The 20088-nt window shown below is 64.8% G+C and carries 20 protein-coding genes; 12 read left to right on the top strand and 8 right to left on the bottom strand.

Annotated elements, in window-relative coordinates:
• Positions 1 to 26 precede the first annotated feature (26 nt).
• Positions 27 to 1391, top strand: a complete 1365-nt coding sequence (locus LU688_RS24440; protein ID WP_104444852.1) for a PepSY-associated TM helix domain-containing protein — start codon at positions 27 to 29, stop codon at positions 1389 to 1391.
• 246 nt (positions 1392 to 1637) lie between these two features.
• Positions 1638 to 3053, top strand: coding sequence for a D-serine/D-alanine/glycine transporter (gene cycA / locus LU688_RS24445; protein WP_094012234.1), 1416 nt, complete (start codon positions 1638 to 1640; stop codon positions 3051 to 3053).
• Between the two features lie 86 nt (positions 3054 to 3139).
• Here cycA and LU688_RS24450 read toward each other — a convergent pair whose 3' ends face one another.
• Positions 3140 to 3439, bottom strand: a complete 300-nt coding sequence (locus tag LU688_RS24450) for a hypothetical protein (RefSeq protein ID WP_028691297.1) — start codon at positions 3437 to 3439, stop codon at positions 3140 to 3142.
• 516 nt (positions 3440 to 3955) lie between these two features.
• Here LU688_RS24450 and urtA point away from each other — a divergent pair.
• The 6 genes from urtA (at position 3956) to LU688_RS24480 (ending at position 10041) form a co-directional block, all read left to right on the top strand.
• Positions 3956 to 5221 carry an urea ABC transporter substrate-binding protein gene (gene urtA, locus LU688_RS24455; protein ID WP_094012233.1) on the top strand — a complete coding sequence of 422 codons (1266 nt, stop codon included), beginning with the start codon at positions 3956 to 3958 and terminating at the stop codon, positions 5219 to 5221.
• 111 nt (positions 5222 to 5332) lie between these two features.
• Positions 5333 to 6820, top strand: a complete 1488-nt coding sequence (gene urtB / locus LU688_RS24460) for an urea ABC transporter permease subunit UrtB (RefSeq protein ID WP_177182943.1) — start codon at positions 5333 to 5335, stop codon at positions 6818 to 6820.
• Positions 6820 to 7899 (top strand): urea ABC transporter permease subunit UrtC, encoded by a 1080-nt coding sequence (gene urtC, locus LU688_RS24465; protein WP_062572703.1) that lies wholly within the window; start codon positions 6820 to 6822, stop codon positions 7897 to 7899. The genes urtB and urtC overlap by 1 nt, the downstream gene beginning before the upstream one ends.
• Positions 7896 to 8753, top strand: coding sequence for an urea ABC transporter ATP-binding protein UrtD (gene urtD / locus LU688_RS24470; RefSeq protein WP_094012231.1), 858 nt, complete (start codon positions 7896 to 7898; stop codon positions 8751 to 8753). Before urtC ends, urtD begins: the two co-directional genes overlap by 4 nt.
• A 45-nt stretch (positions 8754 to 8798) precedes the next feature.
• Positions 8799 to 9497, top strand: a complete 699-nt coding sequence (gene urtE / locus LU688_RS24475; protein WP_023630085.1) for an urea ABC transporter ATP-binding subunit UrtE — start codon at positions 8799 to 8801, stop codon at positions 9495 to 9497.
• Between the two features lie 31 nt (positions 9498 to 9528).
• A complete protein-coding gene (locus LU688_RS24480) occupies positions 9529 to 10041 on the top strand; it encodes a GNAT family N-acetyltransferase (RefSeq protein ID WP_023630086.1) in 513 nt (170 codons plus the stop codon).
• Positions 10042 to 10074: 33 nt separating this feature from the next.
• Here LU688_RS24480 and LU688_RS24485 read toward each other — a convergent pair whose 3' ends face one another.
• Both LU688_RS24485 and cbpA read right to left on the bottom strand, forming a co-directional pair.
• Positions 10075 to 10380, bottom strand: a complete 306-nt coding sequence (locus tag LU688_RS24485) for a chaperone modulator CbpM (protein ID WP_023630087.1) — start codon at positions 10378 to 10380, stop codon at positions 10075 to 10077.
• A gap of 2 nt (positions 10381 to 10382) precedes the next feature.
• Positions 10383 to 11348: a curved DNA-binding protein gene (gene cbpA, locus LU688_RS24490; protein ID WP_094012229.1), complete on the bottom strand. Its 966-nt coding sequence runs from the start codon at positions 11346 to 11348 to the stop codon at positions 10383 to 10385.
• 163 nt (positions 11349 to 11511) lie between these two features.
• Here cbpA and LU688_RS24495 point away from each other — a divergent pair, with 163 nt between their 5' ends.
• The gene (locus LU688_RS24495; protein ID WP_094012228.1) at positions 11512 to 12783 is read left to right on the top strand and encodes an Hsp70 family protein; all 1272 of its coding nucleotides are present in this window, start codon (positions 11512 to 11514) and stop codon (positions 12781 to 12783) included.
• Between the two features lie 34 nt (positions 12784 to 12817).
• Here LU688_RS24495 and LU688_RS24500 read toward each other — a convergent pair whose 3' ends face one another.
• From LU688_RS24500 to LU688_RS24510, 3 genes are all read right to left on the bottom strand, one after another.
• The gene (locus tag LU688_RS24500; RefSeq protein WP_023630089.1) at positions 12818 to 13825 is read right to left on the bottom strand and encodes an AI-2E family transporter; all 1008 of its coding nucleotides are present in this window, start codon (positions 13823 to 13825) and stop codon (positions 12818 to 12820) included.
• Between the two features lie 70 nt (positions 13826 to 13895).
• Positions 13896 to 14180, bottom strand: a complete 285-nt coding sequence (locus LU688_RS24505) for a PsiF family protein (protein WP_023630090.1) — start codon at positions 14178 to 14180, stop codon at positions 13896 to 13898.
• Positions 14181 to 14244: 64 nt separating this feature from the next.
• A complete protein-coding gene (locus tag LU688_RS24510; protein WP_094012227.1) occupies positions 14245 to 15033 on the bottom strand; it encodes an AraC family transcriptional regulator in 789 nt (262 codons plus the stop codon).
• Between the two features lie 137 nt (positions 15034 to 15170).
• Here LU688_RS24510 and LU688_RS24515 point away from each other — a divergent pair, with 137 nt between their 5' ends.
• A complete protein-coding gene (locus tag LU688_RS24515; RefSeq protein ID WP_023632532.1) occupies positions 15171 to 16064 on the top strand; it encodes a DMT family transporter in 894 nt (297 codons plus the stop codon).
• Here the strand turns inward: LU688_RS24515 and LU688_RS24520 are convergent.
• Positions 16045 to 16935 (bottom strand): lipase family alpha/beta hydrolase, encoded by an 891-nt coding sequence (locus LU688_RS24520; protein ID WP_094012226.1) that lies wholly within the window; start codon positions 16933 to 16935, stop codon positions 16045 to 16047. The genes LU688_RS24515 and LU688_RS24520 overlap by 20 nt on opposite strands.
• Before the next feature lie 122 nt (positions 16936 to 17057).
• Here LU688_RS24520 and osmE point away from each other — a divergent pair, with 122 nt between their 5' ends.
• Positions 17058 to 17399 carry an osmotically-inducible lipoprotein OsmE gene (gene osmE / locus LU688_RS24525; RefSeq protein ID WP_094012225.1) on the top strand — a complete coding sequence of 114 codons (342 nt, stop codon included), beginning with the start codon at positions 17058 to 17060 and terminating at the stop codon, positions 17397 to 17399.
• 6 nt (positions 17400 to 17405) lie between these two features.
• Positions 17406 to 17963, top strand: a complete 558-nt coding sequence (locus LU688_RS24530) for a ferritin-like domain-containing protein (RefSeq protein WP_094012224.1) — start codon at positions 17406 to 17408, stop codon at positions 17961 to 17963.
• 22 nt (positions 17964 to 17985) lie between these two features.
• Here the strand turns inward: LU688_RS24530 and LU688_RS24535 are convergent, their stop codons facing one another.
• Entirely contained in the window at positions 17986 to 20052 is a 2067-nt protein-coding gene (locus tag LU688_RS24535; protein ID WP_094012223.1) for an AsmA family protein, read from the bottom strand.
• Positions 20053 to 20088 lie beyond the last annotated feature (36 nt).

Genomic DNA, 20088 nt, shown 5'->3' on the forward strand with positions numbered 1-20088 from the left:
CCACTTAAGGTCTACGGGAGGCTCTAATGAGCAAACCAAACGTTTCCTTCTACAACCTTGCGTGGCGCTGGCATTTCTATGCCGGGCTGTTCGTGGCGCCATTCATGATCCTGCTGGCGCTTACCGGGATCATCTACCTGTTCAAGCCGCAACTCGATCCGTTGATGTACCGCGAGCTGATGGTGGTCGAGGCCGGCCATCACCGACAGGGCGCCGACACGCTGCTGGCCAACGTGCGCCAGGCTTATCCACAAGGCCAGGTGGGACAGTATCTGCCGCCGGTGAGCGCCGAGCGCAGCGCACAGTTCGTGGTGCATGACGGCGGGCGCGAGCTGAATGTCTTCGTCGACCCGTACAGCGGCCAGGTACTGGGCGAGCAGGATGGCAAACAGAACCTGCAGGCCATCGCACGCGCCTTGCATGGCGAACTGATGGTCGGCACGGTCGGTGACCGGCTGGTTGAACTGGCGGCGGGCTGGGGCATTGTGCTGGTGGTGTCCGGGCTCTATCTCTGGTGGCCACGCGGGCGCAGCAGCGCGGGCGTGCTGTGGCCACGTTTCAGCGCGCGCGGCCGCTTGCTGTGGCGCGACCTGCATGCCGTCACCGGTTTCTGGGGCTCGGCCCTGCTGCTGCTGATGCTGCTCAGCGGCATGACCTGGACCGGGCTGTGGGGCAAACAGTACGCCGACCTGTGGAACCGCTTCCCGGCGGCCATGTGGAACGACGTGCCCAAGTCCGACAAAGAAGCCCGCGACCTCAACAGCGCCCACCGCCAGACCGTGCCGTGGGCGATGGAGAACACGCCGATGCCAGTGTCCGGCGCCCATGCCGAGCATGCCGGGCATCACATGATGGATCACGCACCAGCGGCGCCGCAGGTCAGCCTGCAACAAGTCGAGGATGTCGCCACCCTGCGCAAGGTCGAACCGGGCTACAGCATCACCCTGCCGACCAGTGCCGACGGCGTGTTCACCATCGCGGTGTTCGCCGACGATCCGCGCAACGACGCCACCCTGCATGTCGACCAGTACACCGGGCAGGTGCTGGCCGACGTGCGCTGGCAGGACTACAGCCCGGTGGCCCGCGCCACGGAGCTGGGGGTGATGCTGCACGAGGGCAAGATGTTCGGGCCGTTGAACCAGCTCGTCATCCTGCTGGTGTGCCTGATGATCTTGCTGGGTTCGGTAAGCGGGCTGGTGATGTGGTGGAAGCGCAAGCCGGCCGGTGGGCTGGGGGTGCCGCCACTGCGCCATGACCTGCCGCGCTGGAAGACGGCGGTGGCGGTGATGCTGGTGCTGGGCCTCGCCTTCCCGCTGGTGGGGTTGTCCATGGTGGTGATGTGGGGGGTGGATAGCCTGGTGGTGCGGCAGCGGGCCTTGGCCCGGGCCTGAGACCTTGCTTGGCTGTTCCGGCCTGATCGCCGGCAAGCCGGCTCCCACAAGGGTGGATGCGATCCCTGTGGGAGCCGGCTTGCCAGCGATGATGCCAGCCCATGCAACCATTGACTCCAGTCATGTCGAGCATCGCGCTGTACCGCCAAGATCGTGCCGATCTGCCACACCCGCGATTGGAACGCGACGTGATAGCCTACTCGGCTTTCGCTCACAAAAAGACTGACCCTCAATGGAATGCAGCCTATGACCCGGACCTCCCAGACACCCTCCGAAGAGCAGCACCTGCAACGCAACCTGACCAACCGCCACATCCAGCTCATCGCCATTGGCGGCGCCATCGGCACCGGCCTGTTCATGGGCTCGGGCAAGACCATCAGCCTGGCCGGCCCGTCGATCATCTTCGTCTACATGATCATCGGCTTCATGCTGTTCTTCGTCATGCGCGCCATGGGCGAGCTGCTGCTGTCGAACCTCAACTACAAGTCGTTCATCGATTTCTCCGCCGACCTGCTTGGCCCCTGGGCCGGCTACTTCACCGGCTGGACCTACTGGTTCTGCTGGGTGGTCACCGGCATCGCCGACGTGGTGGCGATTGCCGCCTACACACAATTCTGGTTCCCCGACCTGCCGCAGTGGATACCGGCGCTGAGCTGCGTGGCGCTGTTGCTGTCGCTGAACCTGGTGACGGTGAAGATGTTCGGCGAAATGGAATTCTGGTTCGCCCTGATCAAGATCATCGCCATCATGGGCCTGGTCGCCACCGGCCTGTACATGGTCATCACCGGCTTCCAGTCGCCGAGTGGGCACACCGCCACCCTGACCAACCTGTGGAATGACGGCGGCATGTTCCCCAATGGCCTGCTGGGCTTCTTCGCCGGCTTCCAGATCGCCGTATTCGCCTTCGTCGGTATCGAACTGGTGGGCACCACCGCCGCCGAAGCGAAGAACCCCGAGCGCACCCTGCCGCGGGCGATCAACTCGATCCCGATCCGCATCATCGTGTTCTACGTGCTGGCGCTGATCGCCATCATGGCCGTGACCCCATGGCGCGACGTGGTGCCGGGCAAGAGCCCGTTCGTCGAGCTGTTCGTGCTGGCCGGCCTGCCGGCGGCGGCAAGCATCATCAACTTCGTGGTGCTGACTTCTGCGGCCTCGTCGGCCAACAGCGGCGTGTTCTCCACCAGCCGCATGCTGTTCGGCCTGGCCCAGGAGGGCGATGCGCCCAAGGCGTTCGAGAAACTCTCGCGCCGCGCGGTGCCGGCCAACGGCCTGTACTTCTCCTGCACATGCCTGCTGCTGGGCGCGGTGCTGATCTACCTGGTACCCAATGTGATCGAAGCCTTCACCCTGGTGACGACGGTGTCGGCGGTGCTGTTCATGTTCGTATGGACGCTGATCCTGCTGTCGTACCTGAGCTACCGCAAACAGCGCGCGGCGCTGCATGAGCAGTCCACCTACAAGATGCCCGGCGGGCGTTTCATGTGCTACGTGTGCCTGGTGTTCTTTGCCGGCATTCTGGTGCTGTTGAGCCTGGAGGCGGATACGCGCTCGGCGCTGGTGGTCACGCCGATCTGGTTCGTGATTCTGGCGGTGACCTATCAGTTCGTGCGCAGCAGGCGTCAGCCGCGTACCGCCGTGCGTGGGGCGTCGAACAACTGATCCTGAACCCATCGCGGGGCAAGCCCGCTCCCACGCCTGCCGTGTGAGGTCGGCGTGGGAGCGGGCTTGCCCCGCTATGAGGCCCGCTAGCCTTGCTCCAACCCTTCAAGCACGGCTTCGGCCAACGCCAGGCCTTTCTCCAGCGAGTTCTCCGTCGCCGTCAGCAAACTGCGCAACGGCTCCCCCGCCTTCTCCAACGCGGCAGCATTGGTCTCATACGCCGCCTTCAACGCCGCCACGGCGCACACCAGCGCATCCTCGCTATCAACGCCAGCACGTACCGAGAGAATCGGATCATGGGCGTGATTGCAGGTGCCAAAGTGGGAACAAGCGGTGACGGGACGTGATTTGCGCGGGGTAAGGTTGACCAACGATTCCTGGTTCATGGCTGCACCTCTCGATGAAAGGTGGCGATCTCGACAAATGCGAACGGTGGATCTGGAACGATCTTCTTGAGCATGGTGCGACTCCTTGCAGCCTTCTGAAGTGTATCTCCGTGCCCATACGCCAATATGGGTGGACGGAGCCGTGCGGGTTGGCGTTGCCGGTCAGAAGGTCCGGTGAGCCCGAAGGCTCCCACACACGGCTCCGCCCATAACGGGTGCAACCATGCAGGACACGCTATCGCAGGTGCGATGTGCCCGGTTCTGACAGCGGGACGCCAATCCCGAACCGCAGAAACTACTGCGGTGCGGCACGGTACTCAAGTACCGCTTATGTGTCAAAAGTGTTCATCGCCCCGGGCCCCAATCCTGTGCAAGCCTGTGCAGCAAGCACCATCCTGGCCACACCCCGCGCCCCGATTCGTCGCATAACCGCTCTACCAAGCACATTCCATCGCTCGGCACAGCCCTTGCAATCTCCGATCTGGCCAACACCCACCATCACATCGGAGTGAGCACATGAAGCGACGCAGTCTGATCAAGGCCTTCACCCTCAGCGCATCGATTGCCGCAATGGGCCTGAGCTGGAGCATCCAGGCCGCCGAGACCATCAAGGTCGGCATCTTGCATTCGCTTTCCGGGACCATGGCCATTTCCGAGACCTCGCTCAAGGACATGGCGCTGATGACCATCGACGAGATCAACGCCAAGGGCGGGGTCAACGGCAAGCAGCTCGAGGCGGTGGTGGTGGACCCTGCGTCCAACTGGCCGCTGTTCGCCGAGAAGAGCCGCCAGTTGCTGACCCAGGACAAGGTGGCGGTGGTGTTCGGCTGCTGGACCTCGGTGTCGCGCAAGTCGGTGCTGCCGGTGTTCGAGGAGCTCAATGGCCTGCTGTTCTACCCGGTGCAATACGAGGGTGAAGAGATGTCGCCGAACGTGTTCTACACCGGCGCGGCGCCCAACCAGCAGGCGATCCCTGCGGTGGAATACCTGATGAGCGAGGACGGTGGCGGCGCCAAGCGCTTCTTCCTGCTGGGCACCGACTACGTCTACCCGCGCACCACCAACAAGATCTTGCGCGCATTCCTGCACAGCAAGGGCGTGGCCGACAAGGATATCGAAGAGGTCTACACGCCGTTCGGCCACAGCGATTACCAGACCATCGTCGCCAACATCAAGAAGTTCTCGGCGGGCGGCAAGACAGCGGTGATCTCCACGGTCAACGGCGACTCCAACGTGCCGTTCTACAAGGAGCTGGCCAACCAGGGGCTGAAGGCCACCGATGTGCCGGTGGTGGCGTTCTCGGTGGGTGAAGAAGAGCTGCGCGGCATCGACACCAAGCCGCTGGTGGGCCACCTGGCGGCGTGGAACTACTTCGAGTCGGTGGATAACCCGGTGAACCAGAAGTTCGTCGCCGACTGGAAGGCCTACGCCAAGGCCAAGGGCCTGCCCGGGGCCGACAAGGCGGTGACCAACGATCCGATGGAAGCCACCTACGTGGGCATTCACATGTGGGCGCAGGCCGCCGAGAAAGCCAAGTCCACGGACGTCGACAAAGTACGTGAAGCGTTAGCCGGGCAGAGCTTCAAGGCACCGTCGGGCTTCACCCTGACCATGGACAAGAGCAACCACCACCTGCACAAGCCGGTAATGATCGGCGAGATCCAGGATGACGGGCAGTTCAGTGTGGTCTGGCAGACAGAAGAGCCGTTGCGGGCGCAGCCGTGGAGCCCGTTCATTCCGGGGAATGACAAGCGGCCGGATTATGCGGTGAAGGGTAACTGAGTGCACTGGGGCTGCTGCGCAGCCCTATCGCGGATAAATCCGCTCCTACAGGTCCGTGTAGGAGCGGATTCATCCGCGATGAATCCACCGCCGATTTCCAGGATGGCCCGCATGCTCAGACTCCTGCTCACCTTTCTACTGCTACTGCCCCTGGCCACCCAAGCCAGCGAAGGCGAATTCTTCCTCAGCGCCAAACCCGCCGAACAGGCGCGCCTGCTCGAAACCTGGGCCGCGCAACCCGACGCCGCCCGCCTGCCGCTGCTGGACAACCTGCGCCAGGGCCGCATCGCTGAAAATGACACCCGCAAACTACGCCTGAACAACCGCCTGCGCGGCCTGATCGACAACGCCCTGGCCAGCCACCAGCTGCTCAGCGACAACAGCGCAATCCGCCTGGCCTCCGCCCAGCAGTTGCAGAAAAGCGCCCAGCCGGCACAGATGGCCTTCCTCGACCGGCGCTTCGCCGCCGAACCCGACGCCGCCGTGCACGCGGCCCTCGGCTTGGCCCTGGCCAACCTGCAACTGGGCGCCAGCGACCCGGCAGTGCGTCTGGCCGCCGTGCGTCTGCTCGGCGAAACCGGTGACCCGCTGGCCCGCACCCGGCTTGAAGCGCTACTACAACCCAACGCCGAAACCGACGCAGCCGTGCGCACCGCCGCCGAAACCAGCCTGGCCCAGGTACAGCGCAAGCTGCTGGTGGGCGAACTGCTCGGCCAGGCCTTCAGCGGTCTGTCGCTGGGCTCGATTCTGCTGCTGGCGGCACTGGGCCTGGCGATCACCTTCGGCCTGCTCGGGGTGATCAACATGGCCCACGGCGAGATGCTGATGCTCGGCGCCTACAGCACCTATATGGTCCAGGTGCTGCTGCAGCGCTATGCCCCCGGTGCCATCGAGTTTTACCCGCTGATCGCCCTGCCGGTGGCCTTCGCCGTCAGCGCCGGGGTCGGCATGGCCCTGGAGCGCACGGTGATCCGCCACCTGTATGGCCGCCCGCTGGAGACCCTGCTGGCCACCTGGGGCATCAGCCTGATCCTGATCCAGGCCGTGCGCCTGCTCTTCGGCGCGCAGAACGTCGAGGTAAGCAACCCGGCCTGGCTGTCCGGCGGCATCCAGGTGCTGCCCAACCTGGTGCTGCCGTACAACCGCCTGGTGATCATCGGCTTCGCCCTCGCCGTGGTGCTGCTCACCTGGCTGCTGCTCAACCGCACGCGGCTGGGCCTGAACGTGCGCGCGGTCACCCAGAACCGCAACATGGCCGCCTGCTGCGGGGTGTCCACCGGCCGCGTCGACATGCTCGCCTTCGGCCTCGGCTCAGGCATCGCCGGGCTCGGCGGCGTGGCCTTGAGCCAGGTCGGCAACGTGGGGCCGGACCTGGGCCAGAGCTACATCATCGACTCGTTCCTGGTGGTGGTGCTCGGCGGTGTCGGCCAACTGGCTGGCAGCCTGTGGGCGGCCTTCGGACTGGGCATCGCCAACAAACTGCTGGAGCCGCAGATCGGTGCGGTGCTGGGCAAGATCCTCATCCTTGCGCTGATCATTCTGTTCATCCAGAAGCGCCCGCAAGGCCTGTTCGCCCTCAAGGGACGGGTAATCGACTGATGAACCAGCCATTGATTGTCACTGCCACGCGCAAGGCCGGCACCCGGGTTTCAATGGCCGTCGGCGCCGTTGTCGTCCTGGTGCTGCTGGCCCTGCCGCTGCTGTCGCTGCTGCCCGACGGGCACGCCTTGCAGGTCTCGGCCTACACCCTGACCCTGGTCGGCAAGGTCCTCTGCTACGCCATCGTCGCCCTGGCCCTGGACCTGGTCTGGGGCTACGCCGGGTTGCTGTCGCTCGGCCATGGCCTGTTCTTCGCCCTGGGCGGCTACGCCATGGGCATGTACCTGATGCGCCAGGCGGCCGGCGACGGCCTGCCGGGGTTCATGACCTTCCTGTCGTGGAGCGAGCTGCCCTGGTACTGGGCCGGCACCCAGCATTTCGCCTGGGCGCTGTGCCTGGTGGTGCTGGCGCCGGGGCTGCTGGCGCTGGTGTTCGGCTTCTTCGCCTTCCGCTCGCGGATCAAGGGCGTGTATTTCTCGATCATGACCCAGGCCCTGACCTTCGCCGGGATGCTGCTGTTCTTCCGCAACGAGACAGGCTTTGGCGGCAACAACGGCTTCACCAGCTTCCGCACCATCGTCGGTTTCGACATCGCCGCCCAGGGCACCCGGGCCGTGCTGTTCCTGCTCACGGTCGGCCTGCTGCTGGGCAGCCTGTTCCTGTGCTGGCGCCTGACCCAGAGCAAGTTCGGGCGCCTGCTCACTGCCGTGCGTGACGCCGAGAACCGCCTGATGTTCTGCGGCTACGACCCGCGTGGCTTCAAGCTGCTGGTATGGGTGCTCAGCGCCGTGCTGTGCGGCCTGGCCGGGGCGCTGTACGTGCCGCAGGTGGGCATCATCAACCCCAGCGAGATGTCGCCGACCAACTCCATCGAGGCCGCCGTGTGGGTGGCCCTGGGCGGGCGCGGCACGTTGATCGGGCCACTGCTCGGCGCCGGCCTGGTCAATGGCATGAAGAGCTGGTTCACCGTGGCGTTTCCCGAGTTCTGGCTGTTCTTCCTCGGCGCGCTGTTCATCCTCGTCACCCTGTACCTGCCCAAGGGCGTGGTCGGCCTTGTGAAGAAAAGGAGCCAGCCATGAGAAGCGTGCCCCCGGTACATCCGGAATTCATGCTCGAACCGATCTTCGACCAGATCGGCAGCGGTCGCGAGGCGATCGGCCTCGGTCGGCGCCGCGAGACTGGGCTCGACACCCGCCACGGCACGGTGCTGAGCCTGGAGGGCATCAGCGTCAGTTTCGACGGCTTCAAGGCGCTCAACGACCTGAACCTGTACATCGGCGTCGGTGAGTTGCGCTGCATCATCGGCCCCAACGGCGCCGGCAAGACCACGATGATGGACGTGATCACCGGCAAGACTCGGCCCGACACGGGGACCGCGTTTTTCGGCGACACCCTCGACCTGACCCGCATGAGCGAATGCCAGATCGCCCAGGCCGGCATCGGCCGCAAATTCCAGAAGCCCACGGTGTTCGAGGCGTTGACGGTGTTCGAGAACCTGGAGCTGGCGCTCAAGGCCGACAAGTCGGTGTGGGCCAGCCTGCTGGCACGCTTGAGCGGCGAGCAGCGCCAGCGCATCGACGAGGTGCTGACCACCTTGCGGCTGCTGCCCCTGGCCCAGCGCCAGGCGGGGTTGCTGTCCCACGGGCAGAAGCAGTTCCTGGAGATCGGCATGCTACTGGTGCAGGAGCCGAAGCTGCTGCTGCTTGATGAGCCGGTGGCGGGGATGACCGATGCCGAGACCGAGTTCACCGCCGAGCTGTTCCGCTCGCTGGCGCGCAGGCATTCGCTGATGGTGGTGGAGCATGACATGGGGTTCGTCGGCAGCATTGCCGACCATGTGACGGTGCTGCATCAGGGCAGTGTGCTGGCCGAAGGGTCGCTGGCGCAGGTGCAGGAGGATGAGCGAGTGGTCGAGGTGTACCTCGGTAGATAGGCCTATGAAGCCCGCTCTCACGCACAAATCACACAAGGGCAAGACATGCTGAAAATCGACACCCTGCACCAGTACTACGGCGGTAGCCACATCCTGCGCGGCCTGTCCTTCGAGGCCAAGGTCGGCGAGGTCACCTGCCTGCTGGGCCGCAACGGCGTGGGCAAGACCACCCTGCTGCGCTGCCTGATGGGCCTGCTGCCGGCCCGCGAGGGCCGCGTGGAATGGGAAGGCAAAGCGATCACCACACTCAAGCCACAACAACGAGTGCAGGCCGGCATCGCCTACGTGCCCCAGGGCCGCGAGATCTTCCCGCGCCTGACCGTGGAGGAAAACCTGCTGATGGGCCTGTCGCGGTTCCCCGCCCGCGAGGCACGGGATGTGCCGGCATTCATCTACGAACTGTTCCCGGTGCTGGAGCAGATGAAACAACGCCGTGGCGGCGACCTGTCCGGCGGCCAGCAGCAACAATTGGCCATCGGCCGCGCCCTGGCCAGCCGCCCGCGCCTGCTGATCCTCGACGAGCCCACCGAAGGTATCCAACCCTCAGTGATCAAGGAGATCGGCGCGGTGATCCGCAAGCTCGCCGACCGTGGCGACATGGCCATCCTGCTGGTGGAGCAGTTCTACGACTTCGCCGAGGAACTGGCCGACCAGTACCTGGTCATGGCCCGTGGCGAAATCGTCCAGCGCGGCCGCGGCGAAAACATGCAGGCCGAAGGTGTGCGCGGCCTGGTTACCATTTAATCTGCAACCACTTCCCTTGCGAGACGCTGTCATGAGTTACCAGATCCGCGACGCCCTGATCGACGACGTGCCGGGCATCCTCGACATCTACAATGACGCCGTGGCCAACACCACGGCGATCTGGAACGAAACCCCGGTGGACCTGGCCAATCGCCTGGCCTGGTTCGAGGCCCGTGCGCAGCAGGGTTATCCGATCCTGGTGGCGGTGGATGACAGCGGCGTGCTCGGTTACGCCTCATTCGGCGACTGGCGGCCGTTCGAGGGCTTTCGCCATACGGTCGAACATTCGGTGTACATCCGTGGAGACCAGCGCGGCAAAGGTCTGGGGCCGGTGCTGATGGCAGCACTGGTCGAGCGGGCCAGGGGCTGTGGCAAGCATGTGATGGTCGCCGCCATCGAAAGCGGCAATGCCGCGTCGGTGCGCCTGCATGAGCGGCTGGGGTTCGTGGTGACCGGGCAGATGCCGCAGGTGGGCGTGAAGTTCGGCCGGTGGCTGGACCTGACCTTCATGCAACTGATGCTCGATCCAGGGGCGCAGCCGTGAAACCCGAGGGGCCGCCGTGCGGCCCCACAACGTTCACATCTGGGTAAACCGGCCCAACCGTTGGCGCAGCATGTGGTTCTCGCTGCGCAACTGCTGCACTTCCTCCAGCAATTCCAGCGCCAGGGCCACCCCTTCCCATTCGAGCTCCAGCTGATCATGCAGCTTCACCGCGCGCTTGAGGGTGACCGGCGCGCGGTCGTCGAACACCCATTCCTCCGGCGTTCGCCCCGAAGGTTCAACAATGCCGTGCTCGACGATCTCGATCACGCAATCGGCCGTGAGGTCGGCTTCCTGGCAAAGGGTACGCATGTCCAGTTGAACGATCAGGGTGCTGCTCATGATCACTTACTCCATTGAGTCCTCGGATTGAACGCGGCTTTCTCGGAGAGCTGGGTCCACAGTGCACGCGTTGCGTCATCGGATTGGGCGGGCATCACGACTTTGAGCTGGGCGTACAGGTCGCCGCGCTCGCCCTGCTTGTTCAGCAGGCCCATGCCCTTGACCCGCAGGCGCTGGCCGCTCTGGCTGTCGGGGCGGATGGTCAGGTTGATCTTGCCGGTCAGGGTCGGCACGGCCACCTTGGCGCCGAGCGCTGCCTCCCACGGTGCCAGCGGCACGGTGATGATCAGGTCATGACCTTCGACATCGAACAGCGGGTGCGGTGCCATGCGGATGGTCAGGAACAGGTCGCCATTGGCGCCACCGCCCACGCCCGGCGCGCCCTGGCCCTTGAGGCGGATGCGCTCGCCGTCGGTCACCCCGGCAGGGATCTTCACGTTCAGGGTCTTGGTGGTGAACCCGGTGCGCTGGCCGGCAGCGTTAGTCTGCGGCACCTGGAAGCTGATCTGCTTGGATTCCTTGTTCAGGGTTTCCTCGAGGAACACCGCCAGCTCCAGTTCCACGTCCTGCCCTCGCCTGCCGGTACTGCGTTGTTGCCGGCCACCGCCGCCACCGAAGGGGTTGCCACCCCGGGCGCCGAAGATCGAGCTGAAGAAATCGGAAAAATCGCCGCCCTCGAAGCCACCGCCGCCGCCATTGCCGCCACGGGACTGCCAGCCAGGCGGTGCCTGGAAAGGCCGGCCATGCTGGCCGCCATACTTGCGGATCTCGTCGTACTCGGCGCGCTTGTCCTTGTCGCCAAGCACTTCGTAGGCCTCGTTGGCCTCCTTGAACTTGTCCTCGGCGTCACGCTCCTTGCTGACATCCGGGTGATACTTGCGCGCGAGCTTGCGGTAAGCGGCCTTGATCGCCTTCTCGTCCGCGCTCGCCTCGACGCCGAGTATCTTGTAATAGTCTTTGAAGTCCATCTATGGATCACCGATGTGAATGTACGTATTGCTACTGAAGATTGGGGTCAAGCATAGCCTTTCAAGGTTCATCCGGGGTTGCGCTATCGCAGACGACCGGTCTTGATTTAGCCGCAGACTGGCATAAACTGCGCGGCCGTTTTGCCTCCGGAAGCTCTCCTTCATGTCTGACGTATCCCCGGCCCGCGCCCTCGGCATCGACTTCGGCACCTCCAACTCCACGGTCGGCTGGCACCGCCCTGGCGCCGAATCGCTGATCGCCCTGGAAGACGGCAAGATCACCCTGCCGTCGGTGGTCTTCTTCAACATCGAGGAACGTCGCCCGGTGTATGGCCGCCTGGCCCTGCACGAGTACCTGGAGGGCTACGAAGGCCGCCTGATGCGCTCGCTCAAGAGCCTGCTGGGCTCCAAGCTGATCAAGCACGACACCAGCGTGCTGGGCAGCGCCCTGCCGTTCAAGGACCTGCTGGGCATGTTCATCGGCGAACTGAAAAAGCGCGCCGAAGCCGATGCCGGCCGCGAATTCGACCAGGTGGTGCTGGGCCGCCCGGTATTCTTCGTCGACGAGGACCCGGCCGCCGACCAGGAAGCCGAGGATACCCTGGCGGAAGTTGCGCGCAAGATCGGCTTCAAGGACGTGTCGTTCCAGTACGAACCGATCGCCGCGGCCTTCGACTACGAGTCGGGCATCAGCCGTGAAGAGCTGGTACTGATTGTCGATATCGGCGGTGGTACCTCGGACTTTACCCTGATCCGCCTGTCGCCCGAGCGCCACCTGGTGGCCGAGCGCCATGACGACATCCTCGCCACCGGCGGCGTGCACATCGGCGGTACCGACTTCGACAAGCAACTGAGCCTGCAGGGCGTGATGCCGCTGTTCGGCTACGGCAGCCGGATGAAGAGCGGCGCGCTGATGCCCACCAGCTACCACCTCAACCTGGCCACCTGGCACACCATCAACGCCCTGTATGCGCAGAAGTCGCAACTGGCCCTGGGCAGCATGCGCTATGACATCGAGGACACCCTCGGCATCGACCGACTGTTCAAGCTGATCGAGCAGCGCGCCGGGCACTGGTTGGCGATGGAGGTGGAAGCCAGCAAGATCGAGCTGACCGAGCGCGACAGCCGGAGCATCGACTTTGGCCGGATCGAACCGCAGCTGTCGGCCGAGCTGACCCGGGCACTGTTCGAAGATGCAATTGACGGTTTGCTCGAGCGCGTGCGCGGCAGTGTGAGCGAATTGCTGGCCAAGGCCGGCGTGAGCGAGAGCCAGGTGGACACGGTATTCTTCACCGGCGGCTCCAGCGGCATTCCGGCGCTGCGCAACAGCGTGGCGGCGATGCTGCCCAATGCGCGGCATGTGGAAGGCAATATCTTCGGCAGCATTGGCAGCGGCCTGGCGATCGAGGCGCGCAAGCGTTACGGCGTGCTCTGATCGATTTGGGGCCGCTTTGCGGCCCTGGTGATCCTCAGACCAGCTCCGCCCGCTTCAACTCGCTCTTCAAGTAGGCGTAGTAGATCGGCCCCGCCACCACACCCGGCAGGCCGAACGCCGCCTCGAACACCAGCATCGCCAGCAACAGCTCCCAGGCCTTGGCACTGATCTGCCCGCCGACGATCCGCGCGTTGAGGAAATACTCGACCTTGTGGATAACGATCAGATAGCCCAGCGCCGCCATCGCCACCCAGATCGACAGCGACAGACCAACGATGGTGATCAGGGTATTGGACATCAGGTTGCCGATTACCGGCAGCAGCCCGAGCAGGAAGGTCAGCACGATCAGGGTCTTGGTCAGCGGCAGGTGCACGCCGAACAGCGGCAACACCACGGCGAGGAAGATGCCGGTAAAGAAGGTGTTGAGCAGCGAGATCTTGATCTGCGCGAAGACGATGTTGCGAAACGCCTGCACCAGCAGGCTCAGGCGCTCGAACAAGGCAGCGGCCAGGGGCTTGCGCCGGGAAATGTCGGGGATGCGCTGCAGGGCGACGATGGCGCCGAGGATCATGCCGATCAACAGGGTCACGAACATGTGCGCCATGCCCTTGCCCACGAGCTGCAACTCGCTCAGGTGACTCTTGAGCCAATCGCCGATGGCCACCTTGAACTCGGCCGCACTGGCCGGCAGGTAGGCGTCGATGAACGGCGGCAACTGGCCCCGCGCACGCTCGACCAAACCCATGAACTTGTCCAGCGAGGCGCCGGGGTTCTCGGCCTCATGCAACAGGAAACTGAAGGCACCGGCGATCAGCAGGGTCAATGTGCTCACTACCAGGGTGCCAAGCAGCGCCACAGCGAGCCAGCGTGCGCGCTGCCCAGCGATCAGCGGTTGCAGGCGCGGCGTCAGCATGTTGACCAGCTCGAATACCAGCAGGCCGGCGAGCAAGCTGGGCAGCAGTTTCAGCGGCAACGCCAGCAGCAGGCCGGCGACAACGATGAGCAGGCTGGCAAGGGTGATCTGGCGGGGGGTGAAGGTCATACAGCCTCGACGGCAGACAGCGGAAAGTTCCGCAGTCTGCCAGCCTTCACGGCAGAGGCATAGGCGCAGGTCATTTCTTCTTCAGGCAGTCGCTCATGAAGGTCTTGCGTTCATCGCCCTTGAGCGCTTTGGTGGTGGCGTCGGCGTTGCAGGTTTTCATTTTTTCCTGCTGAGTGGCGGCGGGCTTGGCCTTGAGGCAGGTGCTCATGAATGCCTTGCGCTCGTCGCCCTTGAGCGCCTTGGCAGTGGCATCGGCGTTGCAGGTCTTCATCTTTTCCTGTTGCGCGGTGGCGGCAAATCCTTGCCCCGCGATCATCATGCCCAACACCAGCAGGGGTACGTGCAGCAGCTTCATGGCGTGGTCTCCTTGCCTGCGCGCCGAATGCGCGCTCGTCGCTGCTGAGTGTAGACAAGAATTTTTACATCTCTGTCCGCGCTCGCCGTCGGTACTGTTCCGGGGTGCACCGGGCCTGGCGCTGGAACATGGCTATGAAGGCCGAGGCGCTGCTGTAGCCGAGGTCGAAGGCGATGGACTGGATCGCGGTGCCTGCCTCGAGCGCCTCGATGGCGCGCAGAAAGCGCAGACGCAGGCGCCATTCGCCGAAGCTCATTCCCAGTTCACGCAAGAACTGCCGCGCCAGGGTGCGCTCGCTGACATGCACCTGCCCGGCCCAGTGAGCCAGCGGGCGGTTGTCGCCGGGTTCGTCATGCAATCCTTCAAGCACCTGGCGCAGGCTGTCGCTGCGGGCGAAGGGCAGGTAGCAGGTCTGGGTCTGCGCCAGGTGCAACTGGTCCAGCAGCACCTGTGCCAGGCGCTGGTCACGCTCGTCCCGGGCGACGCGCAGGTCACGGCGGGCGAAGTCGCCAAGGATCGCCTTGAGGATGTCGCTGATCACCAGGCAGCAGGGTTGCGCCGGCAGCCCGGCACACAGGCTGCGGTCAAGGTAGACCGAGCGGTAGACGATGGCCTGGGGGTTGTAGCAGCCATGCTCGGTATCCGGCGGTACCCACACGGCGTAGTGCGGCGGCGAGATGAAGCGCTGGCCTTCGACGTCCAGGTGCATCAGGCCATGGGACGCGTAGTTGAGCTGGCCCCAGGGGTGACGGTGCGGGGCGCTGTGGGTGTCGGCACCGAATTCGTCGTAGCGAAAGTACACCGGGGCCGGGAGCTGGTCGAAGCGCGGAATGTCGAGGTACTTGCGAGTCATGCTGTCTGCTTCGCGGGGTAGGTTGTCTGGATGGAAGTATAAGCATGCAAGCAGACAAGCGATAATACCCGCCGTCATACCCTCCCTGCAGGAGCGAGCCCGCTCCCGCAGGGGACACCCGTTACCTGAGAGTCCCAATGAACTACCTCTTCCCCCTCATCGCCATCCTCATCTGGGCCGGCAACACCGTGGTCACCAAGATGTCCGCGGGGGCCATCTTCCCGGCAGAGATCGGCTTCTACCGCTGGCTGCTGGCCGGCCTGCTGTTCACGCCCTTCCTGCTGCCCCAGGTCTGGCGCAACCGCGCGGCGATCCGCCCGCACCTGGGCAAGGTGTTCGTGCTGGGCGTGCTGGGCATGGCCATCTACCAGAGCCTGGCGTACTTCGCCGCCAGCATCACCAGCGCCACCAACATGGGCATCATTCTCTCGCTGATGCCGCTGATGTCACTGGCCCTGTCCATCGCCTGGCTGGGCCAGCGCCTGAGCTACGGCGCGCTGCTGGGCGCGATCGTGTCGTTCTTCGGTGTGCTCGAAGTTGTCTCGGCCGGGCAGCCTGGCACGCTGCTACATCAGGGCCTGAACAGTGGCGACCTGATGATGCTGGTGGCCACCCTCGCCTATGCGCTGTACAGCTTCCTGCTGAAGAAATGGCAGCTGCGCCTGCCGCCGCTGCAGTTGCTCTACCTGCAGGTGCTGGTGGCTATCCTGGTGCTGCTGCCGCTGTTCGTGCTGTCACCGAAGACCGGGCTGAACGGCCACAACTTCGGCCTGGTGCTGTATGCCGGCCTGCTGGCCTCGATGGTCGCGCCGCGGGTATGGATGCAGGCCGTGCATCGCCTTGGCCCGAGCCGCACCACGCTGTTCTTCAACCTGCTGCCGGTGGTCACGGCGGTGATCGCCGCCGTGGTGCTGGACGAGCAACTGGCCAGTTATCACCTGGTTGGCGGCTTGCTGACACTGGTCGGCGTGCTGCTGGCCGAGCGCTGGACAACGCCAGTACGGCGCACGGTCACAACCCCGCGGCCTTGAGCCGCGCAGCATGTTCGGTGAACAGCCGCACCGGCTCGGCGCCCTTGCCCACGGCGCCGAGGGACTGGTTGACGATGTCCAGGTGATCGAGCGGATAGTCGTCGCCGATCACTTGGCCCAGGTGCGAGCTGAAGCGCCCGACCATGCCGTCGCAGTGACCCTTCTCGCGCACGAAGCTACGGGCGAACAGACGGCAGAAGCGATTGCTGCCGTCGAAGCGGTTCAACCCCTGGTCGGTGCGGCCCGGCTGCAAGGTGCCTGACCAGGAGTAGTAACGCACGCCGTTCACCTCGGCCGGCCCCTCGCCGCCCCAGACCTCGGGCAGCCCCTGTGGATAAGCCTGGTTGAACAGCGCCACCCCGGCGCTGGTCAGCGACTGGTGCGAGGCATGCACGTCGATCGGCAGCGGATCTCGGCGCCAGCCGGTCTCCAGCCAGCCCAGCAGCACGGCGAAACCATGCAGCACGGCCTTGAGGAGGCGCCCCTTGGCGGAGTGGCCCGGCGCCGTGCGTTCAAGGTGGTCGGCCAGTTCCGAGCCATGGTTGGGGCCGGCCACCGAGGTCACCGAGGCCACCCGGCCTGGCCGCTTCGCCGCCGCATAGCGGGCACTGAGCGCGCCCTGGCTGTGGCCGATCAGGTTGACCTTCTCGGCCCCCGTTCGCCGGCAGATGTCCTCGATGATGATCAACAGCTGCTCGCCGCGCACCTCGCTGGAATGCAGCGGAGACACCTGCACCGGATACACCTGCGCGCCGCCCCGGCGCAACGCCGGGACAATGCCGAACCAGTAGGGATACAGCAGCACCCGCACGAAACCGAGCATGCCCGGCACCAGCACCAATGGATAACGCGTGGCCAGTTCCTGACTCATCACCCTGCCCTCTTCCATGGACGACCGGCCCACACTACAGCGCGCCCTGTGTCATTCGCAATCGAACTCCCGGCGTGCTGCGCGGTTCCAAGGAGAACAGACCCTGAGCAAGGAGCGGGACCATGTACAAGCAGACTCTGGCCATCCTTCTGGCAAGCGCCACCCTCGCCGCCTGCGGCAGCCGCCCGGAAAACCCGGTGGACTACGTCACCTACCGCAACGAGCCGCTGGTCAAGCAGGTGGAGCACGGCATGACCATGCAGAAGGTCATCGCCATCGGCGGCAGCCCTTCGAATGTCAGCGACCTGCCCCACGGTGGCACCTGCAACGACTACATCCTCAACCGTGACGGCCAGCAACAGCCCTACTACGTGCGCTTCGACGCCACCGGCCATGTCGACGCCAAGGGCTTCAAGACCTGCAAGCAACGCCAGGAAGACAGCGACGCCGTCCACGGCGCATGACACCCCATGACTACCCTGATCCTTTCGGAGATGAACATGAGCGTTGAACTGACCGATGTGAAAACCCTGCGCGAACGTGCCCGTCAGCATGTCGAGCAAGGCGCGGTGACCGAGGGTTACCACGCCGATCGCGAGAAGATCCTGCGCCTGCTCAACGAGTCGCTGGCCACCGAGCTGGTCTGCGTGCTGCGCTACAAGCGTCACTACTTCATGGCCAGCGGTATCAAGGCCAGCGTCGCCGCCACGGAGTTCCTCGAGCACGCCACCCAGGAAGCCGAGCATGCCGACAAGCTGGCCGAGCGCATCGTGCAATTGGGCGGCGAGCCAGACTTCAACCCCGACAACCTGACCAAGAATTCCCATGCCCAGTACGTGGCGGGCAGTTCATTGAAGGAGATGGTGCTGGAGGACCTGGTGGCCGAACGGATCGCCATCGACAGCTACCGCGAGATCATCCAGTACATCGGTGATAAAGACCCGACCACTCGGCGCATCTTCGAAGACATCCTGGCCCAGGAAGAAGAGCACGCCGACGATATGTCGGATCTGTTGCAGGGGTTGTAAATATTGGGGGCGCGCAGCGCCCCTACTTCTTGGCCTTCACCGCCGCCGGCGCCTTGCCGGCGCGCATCTGCTGCAACAACGGCGTGCACTGGTTGGGCACATCCCCGCTGCTCGGCGCGATCAGCGCCAGCAGCCCCGCCGCAGGCCCCGCCACCACCCCCAACGCCACCATCCCCGCGCCACGCAGCGCCAGCGGCACTGCCTGCACACCGGCACTGGGCTTGGCGAACGGCCCGCGCACGTACAATGGCGACCGCAGCGAGAATAGCCGCAGCCCTTTCGATTCCGGGGTGATCTTCAGGTCCAGTTGCTCGCTGGCGAAATTGGCCGTGCCGTCGATGTAGATGATCGCGTTCTCGGTATCGAAGACGAACAGGCGGGTGGTCGCCAGGCCCTCCTTGATGCCGACATCGGCTGCGGCACAGTTGATCTTCACTTCCTCATCGCCAAACAGCTTGCCGATCACGTAGTTGCCCACGTTGAGCCCAGCGATCTCCATCAGGCTGCGGCTGATGGCGCCATCGTTGATCAGCAGGCGCAGGTCGCCGCTGGAAGTACCGAGCAGCGCCGCCACCGAGTTGCCCCTGCCACTGATATCGGCGTCGCCGTTGAGCTCGCCGAAGCTGGTCTGCATGGGCGCGAAGCTGGGGAACAATTGCTTGAGCTTGAAGCCCCGGGCGGTGAGCTGGGCACGCCCCTGCAGCGGCGTGCTGCGCCCGTCCAGGCGGATGTTGGAATCGAGGTTGCCCCCGGCCACGCCAAAGCGCAGCGGTTCCAGGCGCAGCAGGCCGTCCTCGAGAATCACATGGGCAGACAGGTCATTGAACGGCAGTTTCTCGCTGTGCACGATGCGCTTGCCGGCGAAGGTCACATCGGCATCCATCGCCCGCCAGCGCTCGGTGCGGAACTCCTCTACCGGCAACACCTTGTTGGCCGGCTGCTTGCTGGCGCCGCCCCGGGCCTTCTGCTCGGCGTTCGAATCGGCGCCGATCAGCGGTGCCAGGTCCTTGAACAGCAGTTGGTTGGAGACCAGGTTGCCGGACAGTTTCGGCCGAGGCTGGCTGGCGACGAAGGCCAGGCCGCCGTGGATATCACTGTCGCCGATCTTGCCGTTGAAGCCTTCATAGCGGAAATGCGCGCCCTCGGCGGCATGCAGGTTGGCGCTCAGGTGGCCGTCGGTGGCGTAGGGTGGCGTGTCTGGCAGGGTCACGCCGGTCAGCGGGTAGAGGTTGCCCAGGCTGCTGCCGGAGAGCTTCAGGCGCAGGTCGAGGGCGCCCAGGTTGCGGGGGTCGGTCAGGGTACCGGCAAGGGCGACGTGGGTATCGCCGATGCGCACGTCGGCCTGCAGCGGGAATGGCTGGCTGGCATCCTGCAGCGCCAGCAGGCCGCCGATCTTGCCGGTGCCGGCAACCGCCTGGCCCTTGTAGCGCCCCTGGGCCTTGAAGCCGAAGGCATAGTCCTGGGCATTGCCGGCTTTCTCGGCGCGGGCCTTGCCGACGATATCGCTGAACGGGATCGGCTTGCCCAGCGGATCAACCTGCACTTTCATGCTGGTTTTCAGGGTCTGGTCGTCGAAGCTGACATTGCCCTGGTCGAATCCGATCGCGCCGATGTCCAGCACCCACTTCGACGGCTCCTCGTGCTCATCCTTGGGCCCGAAGTCGAACACCCAGTTGGCCCGGCCATCGGCCAGGCGGATGAGGCTGGCACTGGGCTTGACCAGGTCGATGCGCGGGATGCTGATGCGCTGGACGATCAGCGGCAGCGGCGCCAGGCGAAAATCCACTCGCTCCAGGCCCACCATGCGCGGCTCCTTGAGCCATTCGGGGTTGCCCAGGGTGAGGTCTTCGGCGGTGAAGTGCGGCCAGGGCACGAAGGCACGCCAGCCACCCTCCTCGGGTTCGGTGCGCCAGTGCACGGCGAGGTTGCCGTTGATCGCGAAAGGCCGGTGCAGGGCTTCGGAGACTTTCTCGTTGAGCAGCGGCTTGACGCGGTTCCAGTCGAAGGTGGCGATCACCACCACCAGGATTGCCAACAGGGTGGCCAGGGTGGCGAAGGTCCAGACGATGATTCTGGCAGGGCGCGTCATTGCGTGATTCTCCTGACTGCTTGGAAGGCGGCGCGA

The organism is Pseudomonas soli (assembly GCF_021283165.2).
Classification (GTDB): Bacteria; Pseudomonadota; Gammaproteobacteria; order Pseudomonadales; family Pseudomonadaceae; genus Aquipseudomonas; species Aquipseudomonas soli.

Excerpts from the sequence above, each read along its gene's own strand:
- LU688_RS24440 (WP_104444852.1), top strand. The coding sequence starts at position 27 with ATGAGCAAACCAAACGTTTCCTTCTACAACCTTGCGTGGCGCTGGCAT.
- cycA (WP_094012234.1), top strand. The coding sequence starts at position 1,638 with ATGACCCGGACCTCCCAGACACCCTCCGAAGAGCAGCACCTGCAACGC.
- LU688_RS24450 (WP_028691297.1), bottom strand. The coding sequence starts at position 3,439 with ATGAACCAGGAATCGTTGGTCAACCTTACCCCGCGCAAATCACGTCCC.
- urtA (WP_094012233.1), top strand. The coding sequence starts at position 3,956 with ATGAAGCGACGCAGTCTGATCAAGGCCTTCACCCTCAGCGCATCGATT.
- urtB (WP_177182943.1), top strand. The coding sequence starts at position 5,333 with ATGCTCAGACTCCTGCTCACCTTTCTACTGCTACTGCCCCTGGCCACC.
- urtC (WP_062572703.1), top strand. The coding sequence starts at position 6,820 with ATGAACCAGCCATTGATTGTCACTGCCACGCGCAAGGCCGGCACCCGG.
- urtD (WP_094012231.1), top strand. The coding sequence starts at position 7,896 with ATGAGAAGCGTGCCCCCGGTACATCCGGAATTCATGCTCGAACCGATC.
- urtE (WP_023630085.1), top strand. The coding sequence starts at position 8,799 with ATGCTGAAAATCGACACCCTGCACCAGTACTACGGCGGTAGCCACATC.
- LU688_RS24480 (WP_023630086.1), top strand. The coding sequence starts at position 9,529 with ATGAGTTACCAGATCCGCGACGCCCTGATCGACGACGTGCCGGGCATC.
- LU688_RS24485 (WP_023630087.1), bottom strand. The coding sequence starts at position 10,380 with ATGAGCAGCACCCTGATCGTTCAACTGGACATGCGTACCCTTTGCCAG.
- cbpA (WP_094012229.1), bottom strand. The coding sequence starts at position 11,348 with ATGGACTTCAAAGACTATTACAAGATACTCGGCGTCGAGGCGAGCGCG.
- LU688_RS24495 (WP_094012228.1), top strand. The coding sequence starts at position 11,512 with ATGTCTGACGTATCCCCGGCCCGCGCCCTCGGCATCGACTTCGGCACC.
- LU688_RS24500 (WP_023630089.1), bottom strand. The coding sequence starts at position 13,825 with ATGACCTTCACCCCCCGCCAGATCACCCTTGCCAGCCTGCTCATCGTT.
- LU688_RS24505 (WP_023630090.1), bottom strand. The coding sequence starts at position 14,180 with ATGAAGCTGCTGCACGTACCCCTGCTGGTGTTGGGCATGATGATCGCG.
- LU688_RS24510 (WP_094012227.1), bottom strand. The coding sequence starts at position 15,033 with ATGACTCGCAAGTACCTCGACATTCCGCGCTTCGACCAGCTCCCGGCC.
- LU688_RS24515 (WP_023632532.1), top strand. The coding sequence starts at position 15,171 with ATGAACTACCTCTTCCCCCTCATCGCCATCCTCATCTGGGCCGGCAAC.
- LU688_RS24520 (WP_094012226.1), bottom strand. The coding sequence starts at position 16,935 with ATGAGTCAGGAACTGGCCACGCGTTATCCATTGGTGCTGGTGCCGGGC.
- osmE (WP_094012225.1), top strand. The coding sequence starts at position 17,058 with ATGTACAAGCAGACTCTGGCCATCCTTCTGGCAAGCGCCACCCTCGCC.
- LU688_RS24530 (WP_094012224.1), top strand. The coding sequence starts at position 17,406 with ATGACTACCCTGATCCTTTCGGAGATGAACATGAGCGTTGAACTGACC.
- LU688_RS24535 (WP_094012223.1), bottom strand. The coding sequence starts at position 20,052 with ATGACGCGCCCTGCCAGAATCATCGTCTGGACCTTCGCCACCCTGGCC.